At 46.4% G+C, this 24,830-nt stretch carries 19 protein-coding genes and 1 tRNA gene; 5 read left to right on the top strand and 15 right to left on the bottom strand.

What is annotated here, in order from left to right; all coding sequences use genetic code 11:
- Positions 1-477: 477 nt before the first annotated feature.
- The 6 genes from Q1V85_RS12490 to Q1V85_RS12465 form a co-directional block, all read right to left on the bottom strand.
- Positions 478-1,605 (bottom strand): glycosyltransferase family 4 protein, encoded by a 1,128-nt coding sequence (locus Q1V85_RS12490; RefSeq protein WP_300600399.1) that lies wholly within the window; start codon positions 1,603-1,605, stop codon positions 478-480.
- A complete protein-coding gene (locus Q1V85_RS12485; RefSeq protein ID WP_300600397.1) occupies positions 1,605-2,720 on the bottom strand; it encodes a hypothetical protein in 1,116 nt (371 codons plus the stop codon). Before Q1V85_RS12485 ends, Q1V85_RS12490 begins: the two co-directional genes overlap by 1 nt.
- Positions 2,721-2,728: 8 nt before the next feature.
- The gene (locus Q1V85_RS12480) at positions 2,729-3,790 is read right to left on the bottom strand and encodes a UDP-N-acetylglucosamine 2-epimerase (RefSeq protein ID WP_300600395.1); all 1,062 of its coding nucleotides are present in this window, start codon (positions 3,788-3,790) and stop codon (positions 2,729-2,731) included.
- 961 nt (positions 3,791-4,751) lie between these two features.
- Positions 4,752-7,385 carry a TonB-dependent receptor gene (locus Q1V85_RS12475; protein WP_300600393.1) on the bottom strand — a complete coding sequence of 878 codons (2,634 nt, stop codon included), beginning with the start codon at positions 7,383-7,385 and terminating at the stop codon, positions 4,752-4,754.
- A 97-nt stretch (positions 7,386-7,482) separates the two neighbouring features.
- Complete coding sequence (locus tag Q1V85_RS12470) at positions 7,483-8,040, bottom strand: hypothetical protein (protein WP_300600391.1); 558 nt, start codon at positions 8,038-8,040, stop codon at positions 7,483-7,485.
- A gap of 65 nt (positions 8,041-8,105) precedes the next feature.
- Positions 8,106-8,179, bottom strand: a tRNA-His gene (locus Q1V85_RS12465).
- A 204-nt stretch (positions 8,180-8,383) separates the two neighbouring features.
- Between Q1V85_RS12465 and Q1V85_RS12460 the strand changes: the two genes are divergently transcribed.
- Positions 8,384-10,525: a carboxy terminal-processing peptidase gene (locus tag Q1V85_RS12460; protein WP_300600390.1), complete on the top strand. Its 2,142-nt coding sequence runs from the start codon at positions 8,384-8,386 to the stop codon at positions 10,523-10,525.
- Positions 10,526-10,615: 90 nt separating this feature from the next.
- Here the strand turns inward: Q1V85_RS12460 and Q1V85_RS12455 are convergent, their stop codons facing one another.
- From Q1V85_RS12455 to Q1V85_RS12440, 4 genes are all read right to left on the bottom strand, one after another.
- Positions 10,616-11,497: a sugar phosphate isomerase/epimerase gene (locus Q1V85_RS12455; protein WP_300600388.1), complete on the bottom strand. Its 882-nt coding sequence runs from the start codon at positions 11,495-11,497 to the stop codon at positions 10,616-10,618.
- Between the two features lie 20 nt (positions 11,498-11,517).
- A complete protein-coding gene (locus Q1V85_RS12450; RefSeq protein ID WP_300600386.1) occupies positions 11,518-12,396 on the bottom strand; it encodes a TIM barrel protein in 879 nt (292 codons plus the stop codon).
- A gap of 8 nt (positions 12,397-12,404) precedes the next feature.
- Positions 12,405-13,700 (bottom strand): nucleoside permease, encoded by a 1,296-nt coding sequence (locus Q1V85_RS12445; protein WP_300600384.1) that lies wholly within the window; start codon positions 13,698-13,700, stop codon positions 12,405-12,407.
- Positions 13,701-13,766: 66 nt separating this feature from the next.
- Entirely contained in the window at positions 13,767-15,047 is a 1,281-nt protein-coding gene (locus tag Q1V85_RS12440; RefSeq protein WP_300600382.1) for an MFS transporter, read from the bottom strand.
- Positions 15,048-15,306: 259 nt separating this feature from the next.
- On the opposite strand from Q1V85_RS12440, the gene Q1V85_RS12435 reads away from it, so the two are divergent.
- From Q1V85_RS12435 to Q1V85_RS12420, 4 genes are all read left to right on the top strand, one after another.
- Positions 15,307-16,362, top strand: a complete 1,056-nt coding sequence (locus Q1V85_RS12435; protein WP_300600380.1) for a sugar phosphate isomerase/epimerase — start codon at positions 15,307-15,309, stop codon at positions 16,360-16,362.
- Between the two features lie 35 nt (positions 16,363-16,397).
- Positions 16,398-16,796 carry a c-type cytochrome gene (locus Q1V85_RS12430; protein ID WP_300600378.1) on the top strand — a complete coding sequence of 133 codons (399 nt, stop codon included), beginning with the start codon at positions 16,398-16,400 and terminating at the stop codon, positions 16,794-16,796.
- Between the two features lie 18 nt (positions 16,797-16,814).
- On the top strand, positions 16,815-17,549 hold the full coding sequence (locus tag Q1V85_RS12425; protein WP_300600377.1) for a DUF1080 domain-containing protein: 735 nt from the start codon (positions 16,815-16,817) through the stop codon (positions 17,547-17,549).
- 64 nt (positions 17,550-17,613) lie between these two features.
- Entirely contained in the window at positions 17,614-19,911 is a 2,298-nt protein-coding gene (locus Q1V85_RS12420) for a beta-galactosidase (RefSeq protein WP_300600375.1), read from the top strand.
- Positions 19,912-20,189: 278 nt separating this feature from the next.
- On the opposite strand, the gene Q1V85_RS12415 is transcribed toward Q1V85_RS12420, so the two are convergent.
- From Q1V85_RS12415 to Q1V85_RS12395, 5 genes are all read right to left on the bottom strand, one after another.
- A complete protein-coding gene (locus Q1V85_RS12415) occupies positions 20,190-20,702 on the bottom strand; it encodes a hypothetical protein (protein ID WP_300600373.1) in 513 nt (170 codons plus the stop codon).
- Positions 20,703-20,765: 63 nt separating this feature from the next.
- A complete protein-coding gene (locus tag Q1V85_RS12410) occupies positions 20,766-21,503 on the bottom strand; it encodes a Bax inhibitor-1/YccA family protein (RefSeq protein WP_300600371.1) in 738 nt (245 codons plus the stop codon).
- 376 nt (positions 21,504-21,879) lie between these two features.
- On the bottom strand, positions 21,880-23,277 hold the full coding sequence (locus tag Q1V85_RS12405; RefSeq protein ID WP_300600369.1) for a cation:proton antiporter: 1,398 nt from the start codon (positions 23,275-23,277) through the stop codon (positions 21,880-21,882).
- Between the two features lie 161 nt (positions 23,278-23,438).
- On the bottom strand, positions 23,439-24,206 hold the full coding sequence (locus Q1V85_RS12400; RefSeq protein ID WP_300600368.1) for a hypothetical protein: 768 nt from the start codon (positions 24,204-24,206) through the stop codon (positions 23,439-23,441).
- Positions 24,207-24,368: 162 nt separating this feature from the next.
- A complete protein-coding gene (locus Q1V85_RS12395) occupies positions 24,369-24,806 on the bottom strand; it encodes a heavy-metal-associated domain-containing protein (RefSeq protein ID WP_300600367.1) in 438 nt (145 codons plus the stop codon).
- Positions 24,807-24,830 lie beyond the last annotated feature (24 nt).

Below are 24,830 nucleotides of genomic sequence, written 5' to 3'. Positions count from 1 at the left end.
TTTGGAATTGCCTGTATTCAAACTTGTTTGAACAATATAATTTTTGTACCGTATTTAATTGATAAAAAATAACTTGTATTAAAAGTATCTACTTTTTATTTCTATAGGCCAAGCATGCAGTTTTTTATGAATTCAACCTGCGGAAATTCATTTATATGAAAGACTCAAAGGGCCTGGATCTAAGAAAATGAAGTATTTGGTGCGGGCTTCTCAAGGTATTTTATTTGGGATAGCTTAAGCGCTCCATTGTTCCTGACCATCGGCAACCTAATGCCGTTTACCCAGGAGACCGAAAATATACCTGCTCAAGACTTTGGAAGGGATGAACTTGAATTGCCGGGGGGCGCTCAACAAGGATTTCGGTAATAAACCATGCGTTTCACACCTGGTTAATCTGATTTAATTCCTCAGGATTAAAAATACATCCTGTAAAAGCTTCGTTCCAAACACTTAAGGAAACACATTATTGATTGGCAATTACCAGAGACGTTGCATCAGCTGGCTGGTATTGCGGTCATTGTTAAACGAGGTTTCCACCAATGTTTTTCGCAGCTGGATCTCTTCATCTTCAAAAGGCTTATAATACAGCTGGGATATGATTGATGCGATGGCGTTGGAGTTACTACCGATATGGCAGGCGCTTTCCAGCCCGGTTCCGGTTACCATGGATGGAGTAGTGACGCAATGACGGCCGGAAAACAATGAATGTAAAAGTTTTAGGCGTATTCCTGTTATATTTTTATTGAAGCAGGGTAATACGTTGATATGGGCCTTTTGAACCAGGTCGTTGATCTCCGATTCGCTGGGATTGCTGATGAGGCAGGTATGCTGACAAAGCGCGGCGGCTTTCTGCAAGGGGCGGCCGGGATCTTTTCCGGCAATAATAAACGGTACCCGAACTTTGTTGAATACTTTGCTGAGCAGCCATAATGCGGCTTCTTCATTTTCGGCCACCGAAAGATTGCCGTGAAAAAGACAATGCGTACCCATGCCTTCGAGGCTGTTTACCTTTTGCCAGGAGGGGAAAGTGGGCAGCAGGAATACATTTTCAAATCCCTGAGCTGCAAAAAAATCGACATCGGTTTCCGAAACGCAGGCCAGCTGGATGTTTTTAGGAAGCGTAGGTACGTATTTTTTTATAAGCCGGCTTTCCGTTTTGTAGTAGAGTTTTTTAAAGAGATCGGAGGTGGCCCGGGCCAGTTCCTTGTAGTAGACCTCTTCGTTATTGTGCATCCGCACACAAATAGTACGGTCTGTATGTGCTATAAAAGGAATAATGCCCGTGCAATGCAGGCCTTCCAGCAGCACCGGGTAATTGTCTTTACACAGCTGTTCCTTCAATGCTTCATTGATACGTGAAGAAACAATATAGGGCAGGGAAAGGTTCAGGCATTCCGTTTTTTTTCTGCGTTCGTAAACATGTACCGATTCGCAAAAAATGTTCAGTTCCCGGGGTATACCCCGCTCATTATAACTGAAATAATGCAGGTGTACCTTTATGCCCAGCCGGTGAAATGCCCGGATGCGGTTCATCATATCGATCACGCCTCCGTAATCGGCCGGCCATGGCACATCCAAACAAACAATATGCAAGTGTTGCTGCATTACAAATAAGGTTCGTAAATTTTTATCAATACCCGCTTTTCCTGGTTCCAGTTCAGCTCTTTTTGTGCATTTAATACATTTATCCTGACTTTCCGTATGCTTTCGGCATCATCCAGGAAGCCCGCTATTTCAGCGGCCATTTCTCTTGGGGTACGGTTATTTAAACAAAATCCAACTCCGTATTGTTCAATAATCCTTTTTACCTCGGGTAACGGGGTTGCTGCAACCGGTATACCTGCTAATATATAATCAAAAAGTTTATTGGGCAAGCTTACCAGGAAATTTTCATCGGTGAACCCGTCCAGTGAAAGTCCGAGTTCTGCATGTGGGGTATAATTCTTCAATTGATCCGGTGGCAGTTTATAGATCATTTCCACGCGGTTCTCAAGGTTCCACTCCGTCCGTTTTTGCCGGATCTGCTCCCATAGCAATCCGCCACCAATATAAACCAGGTAATAATCCTCCGGGAGATATCGCATCATCTCCAGCGATTCCATGCCACCACGTCCGTGATTGATGCCCATTCCCTGCATCAGCAGCACCCGCTTGCCCGTCCAGGCAGCAGGACGCGGGATTGCGGAAGGCGGAGGAGGCACCGGGAGATTGCGTACCACGGAAATGGGGGTTCCGTATAACGCCTGGTATTTGGCCTTTACAGCATCGCTTACGGTATATACAACGGGGAGCCGGGGAAAAATGGCATCTTCCAAACGTTTCCAGATCTGCTTTTTTGCGGGGGAATCTGCCAGTTCCGGCACCCCGGTAAAATATTCGTGCGTATCATAGAACAGGAACTTTTTCCGCCATTTGGAGATGATATAGTTGGGTGCAAGCGTGTCCAGGTCATTGGCCAGCAGGTAATCGGTTTTGCAAAACAACAGGCGAAAAAACAAGCGCAGGTTAAATTCGGCATACTGCCAAACGCCTTTTCTGAAATAACAACGCATCCTGCGCGCCTGAAAAGGGTAGGTGCCCAGGGAAAGACTATTCCCGAATGCCCGGCCGATAAGGAACACGTCAAAACCCATTGCTTCGAGCGTTGTGCAGATCCGTATCACCCGTTGATCGGTCGTTATTTCAGATATTACGGATACGGTGATGCGCTTTCGCTTCATAACGGAATTTACAGAGAATCTGATAAATGATCGCAAATGTTCTGTGCGGCATTGCCATAGCCGAAGAGCGCGGCTTCAAAACCTGGCTTCAGCTGGTCAAGCCGGGTAAAGGCATGTAGGATCGCGTCTTTATTGGGGCCGCAGGCCAGGCCCGCTCCGGACCGTATAATCTCCGGCCATACAGGACGTTCCATAATCACCAGTGATGGCTTTTCTGCAAAGTAGGCTTCGCGGCTTACGCCGCCGCTATCGGTAATAACAAGGCTGGCCTGTTTGATAAAGGCCTTCATTTGCGGATAACCCAGGGGCGGAACTACCCGGAAGGACACGGTGGCCCCGGTTTCCGCTATTTTCTTTTGGGTATGCGGATGCAGGGGTACAACTACGGGTATATGGCGATGGAGGGTATTCAGCGCCTCAATGATTGCTTCAAGATGTTGCTTTATAAGAATGTTCTCTGCACGGTGAATGGTGCAAGCCACATAGGGAGCCGCTTCCAGGCGGAAAGAGGTATCTTCTGGTATTTTCAGATAGGCATCCAGCATCAGGTCGCCGGTAAATACAGGGGTTGCCCTTATTGATGTACCAAAGCCCTCTGCCTTTAGTGTTTGCAGGTTGTGCGTGGTGCAGCAATAATGCACGGATGACAGGCGGTCGGCCACCAGCCGGTTGATCTCTTCCGGAGCCTTCAGATCCCCGGTGCGTACACCGGCTTCAAAGTGATGCAGGGTTTGCCCGGTGCGCGCTGCAGCCTTTGCGGCCGCATAGGTGGTATTGGTATCGCCATATATAATAACGGTATCCGGCTTTTCCTTGGCAAGATATTGTTGGATCTGCCGGGTAGTATGCGCTATAAAAAGATCCGGGTCCGTATTCTCCACCTGCAGCCGGATATCCGGAGCCGGCAATGCCAGGTCATCAAAAAACACACCGCTCATTTCATGACTATAATGTTGTCCGGTATGCAGGATCTGCTGCCGGGCTATTTTCCGCGCTGCGATTGCCTGGTATAAAACAGCCAGCTTGATAAACTGGGGCCGGTTCCCCACGATGTGAATGATTTGCTTCAAGAAACAAATATAATACCCCTGCAGGGAATGAAAAAGGGAAATAGTTAACGGAGCGCTATGAATTTGAAAATTTGAGAATGTGGAAATGTGATAATGAGGTAATAGTAAATAGGCAGTAGTCAATGGGGAACCCAAAAAGTAAAGACCAAATTGCAAAGAATAAGAACCGGAGCCTCAGATAGCTTTCAGTGATCAGTTTTCAGTAGATACGGCCGGGAATGCAGCTCCTGCATTAAACGAAATATCCGTCCCCCCAGGTCTTCCTGTCTGGTGAAAGCCCGACTTGGAACCTTATACGCTAAACAGTTTTCAGTTATCAGCTATCAGTCATCAGTCGATACTGCTGGGGATGCAGCACTGGCATCAAACGACATTGCTCCTTAGACTTGAAACATGGGTTTAGCCCCCCGGCTTTCAGTCTTCAGTTATCAGTTTTCAGTGATGCCGATGGGGATGTAGTTCAACATAAAACGAAATTCGATGATCTTTTTATCCTGAACGCAAGCATCTGATAACTGATTGCTGATAGCTATCGAGAAATAAGCCTTCAGCCTTTAGCTAGCTCTCAGCGTCTCCCGTCCGGTATACCAGATCTATAGGGATCTGCATTGAATGACAATCTCCTTATCCTGAACGCAGCATCTGATAACTGATTGCTATCGAGAAATAAGCCTTCAGCCTTTAGCTCTCAGCGTCTCCTGTCCGGTATACCAGATCTATAGGGATCTGCATTGAATGACAATCTCCTTATCCTGAACGCAGCATCTGATAACTGATTGCTGATAACTGATAACCAGAGACGAGCATTCAACCCTCAGCATTTAGCGTTCAGCAGTGTTTGTCTCCAGTTCGGAAATAATAGGTCTACAGATGATCTGCATTGAAGCATTGCGCCCCTTACCCGTCCGGAATCATCTGATAACTGATAACTAATAACTGATAACTGATTGCTGATAGCTATTTACTGTCCGCCCATTCCCTGCATACCGCTCTGCATGCTTTCCTGCTCGCCTTTCATGTTCTTGCGTTTGAACAGGGACGCATCGAATTTTCCGAAGCGGTAGGCAAAGTTTAACCGGAAAAACTGCTGATCGCGGGTGCGTACCTGGTGCTGACTAAAGAATTTCGAGCTGGTATAGATATCATTTTTCCGTGTTTTAAAGATATCATTTACACTAAGGGTAACCGAAGCCGCTTTTCCTTTCAGGAACTCATACTTTAACGCGGCATCAACACCGTAATTGGGCATGGTATATCCCTGTGCGTTGCCGCTTACCGTACCGCCCATAAATCCACGGCCGCCGCCTCCGGAATTATTGCTGCTGCTGCCGCCCGGAGCCAGTACGGTTTTGGAATTATAATCACCGGATAACTGCAGCGTAAAGTTTGCCGGCAACTTAAAGTCATTATTGATCTTGCCAAACCAGCTGTAGATCTGGTCTGCAGTAGGAATCGTCGGATCGTCGATGGTGATCTTTGAGGTATAGATGTTAACATTACTGGTCAGATCCCACCAGGGGGTAAGCTTATTTTTACCAACCGCTTCAAAACCGCCCACAAAGCTGGAATTGGCATTGATAAAGGTATTGATCAGTACCGGCCGGCCGTTGATCGGATTGACATCGGGCGACTGGTACCGGGTAATGAGACCCGATGTTTGTTTATAATATACGGAAAGGATCAGGCTGTTGCTCCGGTTAAAATTATTGGAGTATGACAGCTCAAAGGAATTGGTAAACTCTGGTTTAAGGTTGGGATTTCCTTTATTAAGATTGAGCGAGTCTGAATAGTCCACAAATGGAAACAACTGGAAGAAGCCCGGCCGGTTAATGCGGCGGCTGTAGTTCAGCTGAAGGTCTTGCTGATCATTGAGCTTCTGGGTTAAGAAAACACTTGGGAACAGGCTGATGGGATATTTGATATTGAAATGTTGACTATTGTTCGTGTTAGACACCACCGTACCATCGTAATTGGAGCTTTCAACCCTTAAGCCCAGCTGATATCCAAACCGGTCACCAATCTTGCTGGAGAAGTTTCCGTAGGCGGCTAATACCTGGTCTTTATAATTGAACTGGGAAGAGAGCAGGGGCTGTAATACGGAAGAACCATCTGCCAGTATATAATACATATTGTTTATACTGGCTACTTTTGATTGGTTGATACGCACACCTGCTTCCAGTTTTGATTTATCCGACAGCGGATTGGTATAATCGGCCTGGCCCGTTATCCGTTCATTATTGCCATTGCCCAATTGCTGCTGGCTGAAACTCCGGGTTTGAGGTCCGGAGATATTGTCGAAAATGCGGTTGCTGATGGCCGTATTATTATCGTTCTTGCTTTTATTGTAATTAAAATCTGCCGTAAGCTGGTGCCCGGTTTTTGGAAAATTATGAACGTATCCAAGGCTTCCTCCGAGGTTGCGGAAACTGAAATTACCGTTGGATTCACGAATGGTTTTGGAATGTGCTTCATAATTAGCATTCGTGGAGATGGTGTCTACAAACAGGTCGCTGCCTGTATAATTATTGAATTTTCCCCGTACGCCCATCCCGGAAACGGTAATGGTATTGCGGTTATCCAGGAAATAATCAAAACCGGCCCTGCCAAACATAAAGGTACCGTCTCCAACATTATGATCGGTTTGCAGCAGGTTCAGGCTTGTATCATTTAAAAAGGTTTTTCTTTCAGTGGTTCCGTCAGAAATGGATTTGCGCTGGCCATAGTTGGCATTGGCAAATACATTGAATTTGCCCTGGCGGACGTTGATATTGCCACCGAAATTGGCCTTACCCCGCTGATCGATGCCGGCTCTTACATTACCGCTGTAACCCACCCGTTTTGTTTTCTTCAGCACAATATTGAGGATGCCCGCGGTTCCGCCGGAGGCGTCGTATTTAGCCGAAGGATTCGTGATCACTTCAATGGTTTCGATCTGGTCGGAAGGGATCTGATCCAGCGTAAGGGTAGTGGGGCGCCCGTCCACAAAGATCTGGGGGCTGCTGTTGCGGATGCTGATATTGCCATCGATATCCACGTTCACGGAGGGGATGTTCTTCAGGAGATCCGTGGCCGTACCACCTGCAGCCATCAGGTTGTTTTCTACATTATAAACCTTACGGTCGATGCCCAGGCTTACAGAAGGCTTGGAGCCCGTTACGGTAACCGAAGAAAGGGTTTGATTGTCGATGCCCAGCCGGATATTTCCAAGATCCTTATCCAGGTTGCCCAACAGGGAGGCCATATCTTTGCTGCCTTGTTTCAGCTTGGCAGGATCAATAAAACTGAATGGTTTTCTATAAGCGGTATACCCGATGCCGGTGATTTCAAGCAGGTACCGGCCCATTACAGGCACACCTTCCAGGCGGAATTCTCCGTTGGCCCTGGTGAGCATGCCGGTAACTACCGTGGTTTTATTTTGCCCGGAAGCGGAGTCTTTCTTTACCAATAGCAGCTGAATGGATGCAGCGTCAATACCTTTGCCGGTGGCAGAATCAATCACTTTTCCATAAAGCGATCCTGCAGGCATCTGACCATTCTGTGCATAGATTCCGATGGCTAATAAGAGCATCAGCCCCAGGAAGAATTGTTTTTTCATCAAAAATTATATTTAGTGCGTTAGACGGTTAATTAATAGAATACTTGTTACGGGGTAAAAAAAACAATGATCCGGTATCACATATTAAATAGAGATATCAGCGGATCAGGAAAAAGAATAACAGGTTTACGAGGCCAATGACCAGTCCGAAGAGCAGTCCCGCATTCCGGTATTGCCGGAGTTGCAGGCCAGCTTGTTTTTTAACGAGAGCAGATACCGGGTTCTTCTTCAGCTGCCGGGTTACGATCTGTTCGGGGTTCAGCGCTGTTTTCAGGTTCCCGGCGATCTGAAGCATTACCTGGGGAAAAAGCAGTTTTAGCTGATTGATAAATACTTCTTTTACCTTATCGGTAGTTTTATTGCCGATAAACATGGCCAGCATCGGGATCTCTTCTTTTAGCTTTACGTTCAAAAAATCATCAATATGTTGCTCTATAGCGGGCATGGCTTTTTCGATCAGTTGCGGATCACTGATCTTTTCTTCAATATTAAAAGATCCGCTGACCATTTCGCCAGCCAGCCGGCCTGCTTTTTCAGCCAGCTGCGCATCCTGCTGAGGCAGGTACTGGTTCAGAAAATAATTGCCTGCTATAACATGAAGTAACCAACCGGTGAGGGCAGAAACAGGAAGCAGGAGTAATAACCAAGAAGACATAAAAATGAATTTTGTCGTGAGGCGCTTACAAAAAAACCCCGAATAATGATTCGGGGTTTGATCGGGGTGGCTAACCGGGTTCGAACCGGCGACCCTCAGAACCACAATCTGATGCTCTAACCAACTGAGCTATAGCCACCATTCAACGGGCTGCAAATGTAAATAAAAAATGAATATAAACAGGAAGAAAATAATTATTTGACAGCAAATATTTTTAATGAAGTAATTTTAACAGGGAAAATTTACCAATTTATTGTCTTAAAAAAAACAACGAAATACGTAAGTCGTCGTTTTAAAATATTATTTTTGGGAAATGCGTGGTTTGTTAAAGTATATATTGAATATGAAAAGATTACCTTTTGTACTGTTAATTATATTGCTGACAGGATCCTTTTTTGCGTTTAAGTCATCGGTAGCCCGTACACCTCCGGGTAAATATGAGCAAATTATGGGCCTGGTAGGACAGCTCCTGGAGCAGGGACATTTTAGTCCGCAGAATATCGATGATAACTTTTCAAAAAAAGTGTTCGACAAGTTTATGGACGACCTTGACTTTGAAAAGAATGTTTTCCTGAAATCCGATTATGATTCGCTGGCTGCATTGTATGCCACACGGATCGATGATGAAATAAAAGGGGCACCGGTTCGGAGCTTTCTTGCAATCTCTTCCGTTTTTGACAGAAGGATCCAGGAAACGGCAGGATGGAGTAAAACCATTCTTGCAAAGCCGTTTGACTATACCGTAAATGAGTCCATTACCCTGAACACGGATAAACTGCAATACCCGGGCAGCAGCACAGAGCGCGAGGATCGCTGGAGGAAGAAATTGAAATACCTGGCACTGGAACGATATGTAGACCTGCAGGATGAGCGGACTGCGAATAAAAATGAGAAGGGTTATGTAGTGAAAAGTGACACAGACCTGGAAAAACAGGCGCGTAGCCGGACCGATACCGTCATCGGGAGGTTGTTTGAGCGCTATAAGGCGAAGTACCGCGATGACGACAAGTTTGATATGTTTATGAATGCCATTGCCAATACAATGGACCCGCATACCAGCTTTATGGCCCCGGTTGACAAACGGTATTTTGATGAAGAGATGAGCGGCGTATTCTTTGGTATCGGGGCTGCGCTGATGCAATCCGATGGAAAAATAAAAATAACCTCTCTGAATGCAGGAAGCCCTGCGGAAAAATCGGGGCAGCTGCAAACCGGTGATATTATTACCAAGGTGGCGCAGGGTGATGGTCCGGCAGAGGATCTGATGGGCTATAACGTGCAGGATGCAGTGAAGCTGATCCGTGGTAAAGAAGGTACGATTGTAAAACTTACCGTGCGTAAAACAGATGGTGTGGTAAAGGTGGTGCGCTTAAAAAGAGAAAAAATTGAAAACGACTTTGATACCTATGCCAGAAGTGCGGTGATCAATGATCCGGTAAAACATACCCATGTCGGAATTATTTATCTGCCGGAATTTTATGCAGCTTTCGACGATCCCAACGGTCGCCGCAGCTACCTGGATGTGGCAAAAGAGGTACAAAAGCTGAAAGATGCCAAAGTAGACGGCATCATTATCGATCTGCGTTATAACGGGGGCGGCTCTTTATTTGATGTAGTAAATATGGTAGGTCTTTTTGTAGGGAAAGGGCCCGTAGTGCAGGTAAAAGGCCGGGGCAACCGGGCTGAAGTGCTGGATGTAAAAGATGAATCGGTGTTGTACGATGGTCCGCTGGCAGTTATGGTAAACGAGTTCAGTGCTTCGGCTTCCGAAATATTTGCGGCGGCTATCCAGGATTATGGAAGAGGGGTGATCATAGGCGGAACGTCTACTTTTGGTAAGGGAACCGTACAAAGGAATTTTGGCCTGGATGCCAAAAATGGTATTACATACGGAGAGTCTGACCTGGGAACCGTAAAGCTGACCCTTCAGAAATTTTATCGGGTAAGCGGTGGTTCTACTCAATTGAAAGGTGTAGAGTCCGATATTGTGCTGCCCAGCTATATGGATGTACTGAAGCTGAAAGAAAAAGATAATAAAGATGCCCTGCCTTATGATGAAATAGCAAAGGCCAGTTATTTGCCCTGGAGGAGCGCCTGGAACATGCCTGAGATAAAGACACTGAGCGATCAGCGCCTGAAATCGGATTCTTCCTTTAAGGTTATTAAAGACAACAGCCAGTGGCTGGTACGGGAGAATGATGAAAGCTCACTGAATATCGATGGCTATCGCAAAGAGCGGAAGGCGATCAAGGAAAAATCGGAGCAGATGAATGCTGCGCAGAAATTAAAAAATAAGATGGATGTAACCCTTATTCCGTCAGAGGCTAACAAATTTGCGGGTGACAAAACCAAGCAGGAAAGGGCCAACCAATGGTTAAAGGGATTAAGTGAAGACATCTATCTGAACCAGGCTGCAGATGTGGTGGATGATATGGTAAATATCGACCGGCTGGCCAAGAACAATGCCCCGGCGCAGCATCCCTGATCATTCGTAATACGATCATTCTTTATTAAAATATAAAAAACCGGCTGAAAGGCCGGTTTTTTTGATATAGATGATTTGGTTTACGCTGTATTAAAAAACAAGTTTATTCAAATAAGCGGCTCCTTCCTTTACACACTCGATGGGCGCTTTTTCGTAAGCTTCCTGTTCCAGGATATAGTGTTGCATACCCTCCTTGCGGGCTGCTGCCAGGATGGTTTTAAAATCGATCGAACCGGTACCTACGATCACGCTTAAATTGGGTTCTCCTTTTTTGGGAACCACACCCTTCTTGCGGTCTTTTACATGACAAAGTTTAAAACGCCCGTTGTATTTTTTCAGCCAGGCAATAGGATCCTGTCCTGCTGTAACAACCCAATAGATATCCATTTCATAATCCATCAGGCCTTTGTCGGTGTTTTGCATAAAAATATCCTGGGGATATTGCCCTTCCTGTAACCGGAAACTGTAATCATGGTTATGATAGGCAAACCGGATCCCGTTCTTTTTGCAGATTTCGCCGGCCTTATTAAATTCCGCTGCCAGTTTTTTATAGTCATCCAGTGTTTTCTGCGGACCTACATACGGACAGATCAGGTAGCTCATTCCGATTTCGGCAGCCTCTGCGGCCTTGCGTTCAAAGTCGGTTCTGAAATCACAGTGACTGCTTACGATCTTCATGCCCAGGTCATCTACGTAGGATTTAAATCCCTTATGTCCCATTCCCCAAAACATGCCCTGCGCACCTTCGTAGCTTTCAATTTCCTTATAGCCAAAGGCTGCCAGCTGTTTCAGGATCCCTTTAGGATCTTTGGGAAGGTCGTCTCTCAGGCTGTAAAGCTGTATTCCCACAGCTTTGATACTGCCGGTGGCTTTTATACGGGAAGCGGTATTACAGGCGTTCAGTGCAGATCCCAGCATTAAGCTGAGGGCTGCACCGCCGGACCGTATTAAGAATTCTTTTCTATTATACATATATTTATACGTTTAGCGGGTTAAACATCACAAAGCAGCACGGCATCCTTTAAGGCCTGTTTGCGTTCATCATCCGTTTTACCGGTTGGAATGAATTCCTGGGCCACATACCCTTTAAAGCCCGTAGCGACAATGGCCTTCATGATGGCAGGATAGTTCAGTTCCTGGAGCTCATTCAGTTCATGCCTGCCCGGCACGCCTGCGGTATGATAGTGGGCAAAGTAGGAGTGATGGGCGCGAATATTGGCAATTACGTTTCCTTCATCAATCTGCATATGATAAATATCATAAAGCAGTTTAAAATTTTCCGATCCCAAACGCTTGCACAGCTCCACGCCCCAGGCGCTGTGATCACACATATAGTCATGATGATCTACCTTGCTGTTCAGCAATTCCATCACCAGGGTTACATTATTTTTTTCGGCATGCTGCAGGATCTTTTTTAATCCCTGCACGCAATTTTTCAGACCGCTTTCATCATCCATACCCCTGCGGTTGCCGCTGAAGCAGATCAGGTTCTTATAGCCTGCTTTTGCCACATACTCGATATGATCCGTATAATTTTTAATCAGGGTACTGTGAAAGTTGGGTTCATTCCAGCCGTCTACGAGGTTGATCTCAGCGCCGTTGCACATACTGGAATAAATACCATATTTTTTTAGTGTATCCCAGTCCTTGGGGCCAACCAGGTCAATAGCAGCAAATCCCAGGTCTTTCACGTTTGCGCAAAGCTGCTCCAGCGAAAGATTTCCGTAGGTCCACCGGCATACACTATGATTAATATTTCCTTTTAAACTCATTCTTTTTTTATTATTCTTTAAAACGGAACTCCAGCCGGAAACACTACCGGCCAGGGCGGCTGTCATTGCAATGGTCTGGATCGCCTTTCTGCGTTGCATCGTTCTACTTATAAATTATTTGTCGTTTTTTTATCGTTCCGGAAAAACAATAGGAACAAAATGGCTACGATGGCGGCAATCGCAGCGGGAATAACCCATACGTGCTGCCAGAAAACGCCATACTGGCTGGCGCGTTCTGCGGCTTCTGCTGCTGTTGGTGCAACACCATCCGCAAGTTTAGCTGGTACCAGGCTTTTATAGTGTTCGCCTACATAACCTGCTACCCAAAAACCAACTAGTTGACCAATGCCATATGTAGCTAAAGTAATTAAACCCTGTGCTGAGCTTTTATGTTTTTCCCCGGCTTTGGCATCAGTATAGATCTGCCCGGACACGAAGAAAAAGTCGTAACAGATGCCATGCAACGCAATACCGAGAATAAGCATGAATGCCATTCCTCCAGCGTTACCATAAGCAAATAGCAGGTAACGAACTACCCAGGCTATCATGCCTACCAAAATTGTTTTTTTGAAACCAAAGCGATTAAAAAGATAAGGAATCAATAATAAAAATAATACTTCGGAGACTTGTCCGATTGTCATCTTTCCCGTCGGATTTTTCATTCCGACGTCTGTAAGAAAGTTATTAGCATTTTGGTAGTAAAATGCCAATGGGATACAAATTAGAACTGAAGAAATAAAGAAAACGAGGAAATTCTTGTCTTTTAATAATTTTAAAGCATCTAGACCGAGTATCTGACTGACAGAAGCTCCTTGCTCAGCTTTCCTGGGAGGTGTTTTAGGTAAGATGAAACTAAAAAATCCCAAAATTAAAGATGCTATACCTGCCATTGCAAATGTATTTCTTAATGTGTCATTAGCTTTGTTATTTTGCTCATTATCCCAATGAAAGACGTAGCTTATAATGAGGCCGGCTAGAATCCATCCTATTGTTCCCCAAATACGGATAGAAGGAAATTGTTTTTCTGGACTCTTCATCTGATTAAAGGATACTGAGTTTACCAAAGCTAGTGTGGGCATATAAAGAATCATGTAAGCCAACACATATGGATAAAATGTCGCAACATTTTCAGCTTTAAACATCATATACATCAAAGCGGCGCCAATGAGATGAAGTATGCCAAGAATTTTTTCAGCATTAAAGAACCGATCTGCAATCAAACCAATTATAAAAGGAGCTATGATGGCCCCCCAGGATTGGGTGGAAAAGACATTGGATATTTCAAAGTCAGAAGCTTTTAAATTTTTCGGCAAAAATGTACCCAATGTTACAAACCAGGCGCCCCAGATAAAGAATTCGAGGAACATCATTACGGAAAGCTGGACTTTAACGGATGATTTCATATAACTGCTTTAGAAAGATTGTTTGAAAATTTAGTTAAGAATATAAGTACCTGTACCCGTTGTCAATCAGGCAGCCTGAAGTCTTTTGCTTCTGTTACGCATATAAATATTGAGGCCAATAAAGGCAACGATCAGCACGATGGGGATCACGAGTGTGGTATTGATGATCTCGGGACCTGCTGCCTTGTTGGCTTCTGCCAGGGCTGTCTTCATTTCCAGGGTAGCCTCCGGTGCGTTGTAGGCCTTGAGGTCGGCTCCGGCCGGCAGCTTTTCACCAATCAGGCGGTCATATACGCCGCCCATCAGCATCATGTATATAGATACGGCAAACATGCCGGCACCGCCCATCAGGTTAAGTCCGATGGCTCCGGTTCTTGGAAGGTATTCGGATACAAAACCCAGCATCGTTGGCCAGAAATAGCAAACGCCCGCACCAAAAATGAGAGCGCCTATAAAAATCATATTGCCTGAAGTATTGCCTAATAGATAAAGCCCGATGGTAGCAACGATTGCCGACATCAGCAACACACCCTGTGGTGCCAGGCGCTCTACAATAGGGCCTGCCATTGCACGGCCGATCACCATTACACCGGTCGATACCGTTAACACCAGCAGCGCATTATCAGTAATGTTCCGCAGGAGCACATCGATCCACTGACCCGTAAATAATTCGGTAATGGCCGTTCCAAACATGCAGATCAGCATGAAAATAAAAAGCGGATTCCCGAGTGAACGGTACATTTCAGCGGTAGAAATTCCGCTCGAAACACGCTCGGTTACCGGGAACTTCAGTTTGGAAAAAAGAAATCCATAGATCAATGTGGGGATCAGCATAACGCCCACCTGAACCTGCCAGCTTAACGCGGCTTTGTCAAAGAAATATACAATGAGGGTACCCAGTACAATGCCTCCCGGGAACCACAGGTGAAAGTGATTCAGCTTGGTCGTTTTATTTTCTGGAAACAATGCGGTAACCAGCGGGTTGCAGGCCGCCTCCACGGTTCCGTTGGCAATACCAATAAGCAGGGTTGAGAAGAACAGGGCCCAGAACGGATTGCCGAATTTTCCGGAAAAAATGGTTAACAGGATTCCCAAAAGATGAAAAACAAATGCGACCACTAACAGGCGTTTCATTCCTATGATATCTACTACAACGCCCCCGATAATAACTGCTAACGGAAACCCCCAGAATGCGGTGGCCGCAATGGTACCCAATTCTGCTTTATCCAGGCCAAAATCTACGCCCAGCTTATTTAATATCCCGGCTCTGATTCCAAAAGAGAGCGAAGTTACCAGAAGTGCCAGGCAGCTTGCTACAAATAGTTGAGGACGTTGAATGGACTTCATACCAATGCTTTCGTTATTTAATTTATGGGTTAAAATGTATTCAGATGCTAAATGTACTATTTTTTCATTCTTGAAAATAATTATGCTGATTTTTTTTAAACCGCCGGGAAGCCGGTAATTACACGTACGATTTTGGCATCCATACCGTTTCTATTACAGGAGCCGGAGAAAGTGTTTAGAATACACGAAAAACTGAAATGGATTATTGAAAGTTTTGTACATTTAGCCGGTATATTTAAAAAATAAATAACGATTATATATGACTACGCTGAAAGGACCCGGTATCTTCCTGGCACAGTTTGCCGGTGATCAAGCTCCCTTTAACACGCTGGAATCTATTTGTACCTGGGCGGCCTCATTAGGCTTTAAGGGGGTACAGATCCCTACCAACAATGATCAGTTTATCGATCTGCAAAAGGCTGCGGAAAGCAAAACCTATGCAGATGAGATCAAAGGCATCGTAAATGCATGCGGAATGGAGATCTCCGAACTGTCGACCCATTTACAGGGACAGCTGGTGGCAGTAAATCCGGCCTATGATCTTTTATTTGACTCTTTTGCGCCGGACGCTGTACGCAATAATTCCAAAGCCCGCACCGAATGGGCCATTCAGCAGCTGAAGTATGCTGCGAAAGCCTCTCAGAACCTGGGATTGAATGCCCATGCAACTTTTAGCGGCTCTTTATTATGGCATACCTTCCATCCCTGGCCGCAGCGGCCTGCAGGACTGGTTGAAGAGGGTTTTACTGAACTGGCGAAGCGGTGGACCCCCATCCTGGATACGTTTGAGGAATGTGGTGTGGATGTGTGTTATGAGATCCATCCGGGAGAAGACCTTTTTGATGGCGATACCTACGAGATGTTCCTCGAGAAAGTAAATAACCATGCGCGGGCCTGTTTGCTGTACGATCCTTCGCATTTTGTACTGCAATGCCTCGATTATATTGAGTACATCGATATTTTTCACGAGCGGATCCGGGCATTTCACGTAAAAGATTCGGAATTTAATCCAACAGGCAGGAAGGGCGCTTTTGGCGGCTACCAGCCCTGGCTGAAGCGCGCAGGACGTTACCGGAGCCCCGGCGATGGCCAGGTAGATTTTAAAACCATTTTCTCCAAGCTGGCAGAGTATGACTTTAAAGGCTGGGCGGTAATGGAATGGGAATGTTGCCTGAAGCACCCGGAAGACGGGGCGAGAGAAGGGGCGCAGTTTATTAAAGACCATATCATCCGGGTTACGGAAAAAGCCTTTGATGATTTTGCTGCTACGGTAAAAGATGATGCATTAAATAGAAAAGTTTTAGGGATCAATTAATATCTTTATAAAAAAATCAAACAAATACACAGAACATGAAGAAAGTTATTTTATCTGCGGTTATCGTGGCAGCCATTGCTGCTGCATGTGGCGGGGGAGAAGAAAAGAAACCGGAAGCCGGTTCCGAAACCAAGACAACCGAGAAGAAAGACGATATATCCGCTAATCCGGATTACCAGGCAGGTCTGGCAATGGTAGGGCAGTATCAGTGTATCACCTGTCATAAGATCGACGAAAAATTAACCGGCCCGGCTTATCGCGATGTGGCCAACAAATATGCAGGTGCAGATGATGCCACCATTACCAAGCTGGCGCAGAAGGTAATTTCCGGCGGCAGTGGTGTTTGGGGTGAAGTACCAATGACCCCGCATCCGAATGTAACGGAAGCCGATGCCAAGACCATGGTAAAATATATTCTGCTGTTAAAAAAATAACCCCATTAAACCTTGATTATGACAAAAACCTTTTTGATTGCCGCGGCCCTTGGCCTGTTTGCATCTTCCTGTTCCGGCCAGAAGCACGGTCAGGCAAACGAAGCGTCTGAAAATACGCTTAGTAAAAAAGAAAAAGCGGCCGGCTGGAAGCTGCTGTTCGACGGCAAAACCACAGCCGGATGGCATACTTATGGAGCCACGGCTCCGGGAACTGCCTGGCAGGCGGTAGATGGTACCCTGCAACTGGATGGAGAGGCTAAATCCGGCCGGGGCGACCTGGTTAGTGATGAAGAGTATGGCAACTTTGAGCTGCAGCTCGACTGGAAAATTTCTCAAAAAGGAAACAGTGGTGTGTGTCTTTATGTGATCGACAATAAAGACAAGTATAAATACATGTGGTACACCGGCCCCGAAATGCAGATCCTGGATAACGAGGGACACCCGGATGGAAAGATCACCAAACATCGCGCCGGTGATTTGTACGATATCATTAAAAGCAGCAGCGAGCCGGTGAAAGCCGTAGGCGAGTGGAACCATGTGGTAATAAAAAGTCTGAATGGTAAACTGGATTTTTACCTCAATGGGGTGCATATTATCGATACCCATATGTGGGATGATAACTGGCGTGCGCTGGTAGCGCAAAGCAAGTTTAAAAATCTTCCTGATTTTGCTGCTTTCAAATCGGGCCGTATCGGTTTGCAGGATCATGGCAATACTGTTTGGTTCCGCAATATCAAGATCAGAAGATTATAATTTAACACGCACCCCTTTCATGCACTGCTACAGAAGATTCGGCCGCGGTCTGATTCTTTTATGTGTGTCGTTGCTCCTGCAATACGGAGCCGCCGCACAAAAGAATCAGACCGCATTTGCCATTGGTGATACCAGTTTTTTGCTCAATCATAAACCGTTTGTGATCCGCTGCGGGGAAATGCATTATACCCGCATTCCCCGGGATTACTGGCGGGGCCGGTTAAAAATGGCAAAGGCCATGGGACTAAATACGGTATGTGCCTATCTTTTCTGGAATTTTACAGAGCGGGAACCAGGAAAATTTGACTGGAGCGGACAAGCCGATGCCGCGGAGTTTTGCCGGATGGCGCAGCAGGAAGGTCTGTATGTGATCCTGCGGCCCGGACCTTACTCCTGTGCAGAATGGGAGTTTGGCGGTTTTCCCTGGTGGTTGCTGAAAGATAAAAGCATGCGGGTGCGCACGCAGCATCCGCACTACCTGGAAGCATGTAAACGGTACCTGCTGGAAGTGGGAAAACAGCTGGCACCACTGCAGGTGAACAAGGGCGGCAATATCCTGATGGTGCAGGTGGAAAATGAGTACGGAAGTTTTGGCTCCGATAAAGAATATATCGGGCTGATCCGCGATTACCTGAAAGCGGCAGGATTTACGGTTCCGTTCTTTACCTGCGACGGACCAGTGCAATTAAAGAATGATATACGGCCGGATATTTTTGCGGCAGTTAATTTTGGCGGCAATCCTGAAAGCGGTTTCAAAGCCCTGCGCGGGGTGCAGGCACACGGCCCGTTAATGTGTGCCGAATATTATCCCGGCTGGTTCGATAGCTGGGGGCGTCCGCATCATACCGGTTCCAGTCAGCGCGTGATTGACGAGCTCAAATGGATGCTGGATCATAATGCATCATTCAGCATCTATATGGCGCATGGCGGTACTACTTTTGGCACTTTCTCCGGTGCCAATGCACCACCGTACCTGCCGCAAACCAGCAGCTACGACTATGACGCGCCTATCAATGAGGCCGGAAATCCCACCCCCAAATTTTATGCGATCCGGGAACTGTTGAGTAAGTACCTGCAGCCGGGAGAAACGCTTCCGGATGTGCCGGCGGCTACTGAGGCCCAATCGTTGGGTACGATCCGTTTTACGGCATCTGCTCCTTTGTGGAATAATCTTCCAAAGGCTGTTATCGCAGACACAGCCATGCTGATGGAAGATCTTAACCAGGGATACGGCGCTGTTCTTTATGAAACCCTGCTTCCGGCGGGCGGAACAGCTGCTATTCAGTTTGAAGACATACATGATTATGCGGTGGTGTATCTCAATAAAAAACAGGCAGGAACCATCGACCGGCGAAAAGGCAACTTTACCCTCAATATTCCTGCGCGCGCAAAGGCCACACCCATGCAGATCCTGGTAGAAGCTACCGGCCGGGTAAATTACGGTTATCTTATGCACGACCGGAAAGGTATTCATGGCAAAGTGATCCTGGACGATGGCCAAGCAAAAAAAGAATTGAAACAATGGAAAAACTACCCTGTTGAGCTGGGAGATAAGACCATCCCGGTACAATATGCACCGCTTTCAAAAATAGTACAGCCGGGTGCCGGTTTTTACAAAGCTGTTTTTGAAGTAAATGAATTAAAAGATACTTATCTCGATCTCCGCAAATGGAATAAAGGGCTGGTATGGGTAAACGGGATCTGTTTGGGCCGGTACTGGAATATCGGACCTACACAAACCATTTACCTGCCCGGGTGCTGGCTGAAGAAGGGGACCAATGAAGTGATCGTTTTTGACCTGCTGGGTATCAGCCACCCGGCGGAATTGAAGGGGCTCAGCAAACCCATCCTGGATTCTGTAACGGAAAAACGCGCCCAGGTACATAAAAAAGCATCACAAAAATGGACCATTCCTGCTTCCCGGGCGCATTACAACGGTACTTTTGAAGACAGCAAAGAGTGGCAAATGGCCTCTTTCAAGCCGGTAATGGCAAGGTATTTCTGCCTGGAGGCCCTGAGTGAGTTTAAGAACCAACCGTATGCCTCGGCAGCAGAGATCCAGTTGCTGGATGCAGATGGAAAAGAAATCCCACGCAGTGCCTGGAAAGTTTTGTATGCAGATAGTGAAGAAGTGGATGGTGATGACGGAAATGCAGCCAATCTCTTCGACCTGCAGTTTACCAGTATCTGGCATACCGAGTGGCAGGACCGTAGCCCGAAACATCCGCACCAGGTAGTGATTGATCTGGGCAGGGCTTATAAAATAAGCGGGTTAAAACTCTTGCCCCGGCAGGATAATCCCAACGGGCGTATTAAAGATTACCAGGTATATTTTTCATCCACGCCTTTTAAAGGTTTGTAAACCGGCGCCACTGGTGCTTCCATGGCTTTTCACGCAGGGGCGCAACGCATTATACCACTTCGTGTTTCTTAGCGCCTGCCGGTCTTTGTGGCTCCCATTTCGCGTAGTGACGCGGCAGGCCCGGAGAACAACTTAACTCACAAAGCGCGCAGGAGTTTCGCAAAGCTCCTAAGACTTTTTATAGCAGGTATCTCCCGTTGCGATCCTTGCGAATTCATTGCGAACATCGCGGTTAAAATGCAACCATAATACCTCTGTGTCTCTGTGGATTTTTTCGCTCATTTTTTCTTTAGCACCTTTAACGCCCTGCTGCGTACACCGGGAGCGGCGTTGGGCAGCACAAATTCCACCGCTGTTTTTAGTTCCGGCAATATTTCCGGATACTTTTCGGTCATACGGGAAAGAATGCCAATGGCAAAAGCACGGGCTGCGATCGTTTCTTCCGGGTCTTCCAGCGTCCGGAAACAGCTGTCCATTACCGGGCCATGAAACTTTTTGGGCACTTCGGGACCCTGGTCCATCAGCCGCAGGATATTCCTTTTTACAGCTGCCGGCTGTGTGGGATCATTCAATAGCTGGATGATCTTTCCATAATACGGGGTGATGAGCTCCGGGTGCCGGATCACACAATAGCTCATGGGCCAGGCTGCCCGCTGTACCACGCGAGGCTCACCTTCTGAAAAGAGCAGGAATAGTCCGTCAAACCGTTTTTGATCGGCCCCGATCCATTCAACAATTGCTGCCACAGTTTCTTTTCTAATGGCCGCTGAAAGCAAAACCGGTAAGTTCATAAGAAGGTTGGTTAAAAGAAAAAAGCCGGGAGAACCGGCTTTTAATAATCAGATTGAAATACATTAATTTCTTCTTCCAAACAGACGCAGCAGCATCAGGAACAGGTTAATGAAATCGAGGTATAAGCTTAATGCACCCATGATGGCCAGTTTCTTTACATCGCCGGCAATCACATTACCTTCCTGGTCGATCCCTTCACCGATCCTTTTCAGCTTCTGTACGTCGTATGCGGTTAAACCGGTAAACACGATCACCCCGATAAAACTGATGATATACCCCATGGAATCACTCTTCAGGAAGAAGTTTACAATCGAGGCGATGATGATACCAATCAGGCCCATCATCATAATACGGCCCATGGAAGTAAGATCCTGTTTAGTGGTATATCCCATTACGGCCATTACACCAAACATCAGCGCTGCGGTAAGAAAACAGCCAAATACAGAAGTGCTGGTATAAGCCAGTAAAATGAAGCTAAAACTGATACCGTTTATCGCTGAATAAGCAAGTAATAAAGCCATTAGAACCGGTGCCGAAAGCCGGTTAAAGGCAAAGGACATTAATAAAACAAAACCAAGCGGCGCAAAAATAGTGGCGTATAACAATAATTTATTGGATACGATCGGATAAAGCAATTGCTCTGAATTTGCCGCAAAAAGATAGGCAACTACTGCAGTGATCCCTAATGCTACAAACATATAGGTAAATACATTGGCAAGGAAAGAGCGTGACCGGGAGCCTACGGCTTCATTCCTTGAAAAAATGCTGTCTGGTGTGCTTCTTGAATAATTGTCTTCCATTTTTTAATCAATTTGTACGTGAAAATAAACGAAAAATGCTAGTTTACAAAAGATTAGATCGTTAAAATAATACCAATCAACCGTCTGCAGAAGCATCTCAGGAATCATCAACAGAAAAGTACCGGAAAAGTTTTGTACAGGGGGGCGGGCTTTCAGGGGACAGGAAGACCTGGGGGGACGGATATTTCGTTTAATGAAGGAGCTGCATTCCCGGCCGTATCTGCTGAAAACTGATCACTGAAAGCTATCTAAGGCTCCGCTTCTTGTTTTTTGCAATTTGGTCTTTGCCTTTTGGTTCCTGTTTACTACTGCCTATTTGCTATTACCTCATTATCACATTTCCACATTCCCACATTCTCAAATTTTCAAATTACCTCTATGACGATTTAAACAGCTTCTGGATCCGGTTAAGCGCCGGCCCGGTCATCAGCGTGGTAGACAGGGCCATGATCACCAGGATGGTAAAAATTTCTCTTGAGATCACTCCCAGGTCGTACCCGATGTTCAGCACCACCAGTTCCGTTAGTCCGCGGGTGTTCATTAGCGCGCCTAACTGAAGACTTTCGCTCCAGGACTGGCCGGTAAAACGGGCGGCGGCAGCACTGGCACCAAATTTAGCAATGACGGCAATGATCAGCACGATGATGCAAATACCCCAAAGCGTGGGATTGTTGAGCAGGGCGATTTGTGTTTTTAAACCGGTAGAAACAAAAAACAGGGGAAGCAGCAGGAGCAGGGCCACACTTTCGATCTTTTCGATCAGTTGGGTACGGAACTCCATATCGGCCGGCATGATCATACCTGCCACGAAGGCGCCAAACAAGGCATGGATGCCAATGGCGTCCGTAAGGTAGGCCGATGCGATCAGGATGATCATACATACCGCGATAAAGGGTGTTGTCAGCTGGTTGTTTACCTTTTTGTAATACCGGGCCATCAGCGGACGCAATATTTTTAGCATTACCAGGATGTAGCCGATGGAAAGTAAGATGGTGTACAGGGCGCTCCAGGCAGACCCGGCTTTTACCACCGCAATCACCAACGCAAGGATACACCAGGCCGTAACATCATCGGCCGCAGCACAGGTAATGGCCAGCACCCCCAGGTTGGTCTTTGAAAGATTGCGCTCCTGTATGATCCGGGCCAGCACGGGAAAGGCGGTTATGCTTAATGAAATGCCAATAAACAATGCGTATGAAATAAATTGTACACCCTGGGGGGCAAACTGCTGATAGGTAAAATAAGCGGTGGCCACTCCCAGGGTAAAGGGCACAATAATACTGGTATGACTGATCAATACAGCGGCGTTTGCTTTTCCTTTTAACAGGGACAGGTCCAGCTCCAATCCTACAATAAACATGAACAGCACCAGGCCAACCTGGCTGAGCAGGTTAAGATTACCCAGCGATTGCGGTGGAAATACAAAGGCAGATACATCCGGGAAATAATATCCAAGGAAAGACGCTCCCAGCAGGATGCCGGCAGCCATTTCGCCAATAACGCGGGGTTGTTTTATCTTTTTAAACAGGAATCCCATTAATGAACCAGCCAGCAGGATCACAAAGATCTGTAACAGCAGGATGGCCAGCGGTTCCCGGATATTGTGCCGGAGCACTGCAGTAAAGGGAATGCCCAGTGCGGGCTTGCTTTCGATAATGGACTTGATATTTTTTTGCGATTGCAGCTGGTCGCCCATGATAATGATCCACCAGATGATCGCAATAGCGGCGGCGATCGTTAACACATAAAAAAGAAGGTTTTTGTATCGTTGCATGCCGGTATATTTCACCCGCAATATATTCTGTTTCTTTTTAATGGGCCCATTATTTTTATGTCAATACCTGGGCGTAGCCACTGAGGCACAGAGACACTGAATCCGGTATAAAGCCCTGCTTTTATGCAAGGCGTTACCTGTATGCTACAGTTGGTGTGGATTTACCCACGGTGATGATGGATTTGTTGTTGTTCGGGGGCGGTATGTAACGTTGCTTTCACATCAAGGGTAAAATCTGCGGTATACACCGTACCGTCTATCTTAAATTGTACCCACAACCGGTAGCTGCCGGCTTTTTCAAACCGGGTATGCGCGATGATGGGAACATCCGTGCCCGCCTGCGGATGGATGTGCAGGAAGTCTTTATCGTCCTGGTGGATGAGGATCAGGTGTGCCACGGCGCCAAGATAGGACGACAACTCCGTTGCCTTCAGCAGGTGCCCGTTCCGTTTGATCCGGAAGGGAAGCAGCACGGATGTGCCGGCATGCAATGAAATAGCAGGATCGATCTCCGTACTAAAATCGCCGGTAGTGGCTGTTAATTTTTCGCCGGTGGTAATAACGGGCTGATGACCATGGCCAGCCACCTGCAGCGGTATCTGATCAACCAAGGGTGATGCACCTTCCGGCTGATAGTCTGCATACAATAAATAGCGGCCTCCTGCAGGAAAAGTAACGGCTACCTGGTAGCTGTCGTTATTCTGCAATTGCGGATGCAGGTGTTGAAAATGCTGCAGGTCTTCGCTTAGGATAATGAGGTGGAATGGCGCCTCGTGTTGCAGTACCAGGGGTACGACAGCATCGGGAGCAGAGTGCCTGACCGGTTTCAATAGCAGCTGTATTTCCTTTTCTGCAACGAGGTCTTCAGGCGTTGTTAACAGCTGCATTTGTACATCAGCTCCGGAGGTATGGTGTAAATTGTGATTCATATAATTATATTTATTCCGGTTTAATAAACCCACCGGATTTTATTTACTCCGGCTGTTTGTTTAATATTGAAGTAAACCATTAAGAGATGAAGATGCATTAAGGTTACCAGGAACTTAACGGCGCTTAATGCCTTAATGGTTTTTAAAGGATCTGTGCACTACTTACTGAACGGGTTCTATTTTAAAACCGGCGTTCTTAACAGTATTCATCACGTCTTCGGAGGTAGCACCGGTTGTTTTTACAGTAAGGATCTTATCCTTGCTCAGGGTATCTACCTGCCATTCGGCAATGCCATTGTTGCCATCCAGTGCCGGTCTTACGGAAGCCACGCAGCCACCGCAATTGATATTGGTTTTAAAACGAAAGGTGGCATCTGCTGCGTTGCTGTTTTCCGAAGCAATACCTGCTATGGTATACCCCGCTTTTTCGATCGCTGCTGTTACAGCATTTTGCTGTTCTGCATCACTGAGTGCAATGGCCGCCTGACCTGCTTTTATTTCATTAATGGTAATGCCTTCCACACTGCTGAGCGCGTTCTGAACGCGTGTCTGGCAATGCGCACTTTGCATATTTGGAATGGAAATGTGAATTGTTTTCATAATTATTATTTTAAAGATTCTGTT

Source organism: Niabella sp. (genome assembly GCF_030150205.1).
Classification (GTDB): domain Bacteria; phylum Bacteroidota; class Bacteroidia; order Chitinophagales; family Chitinophagaceae; genus Niabella.
This window is presented reverse-complemented; position numbering and strand designations above follow the sequence as displayed.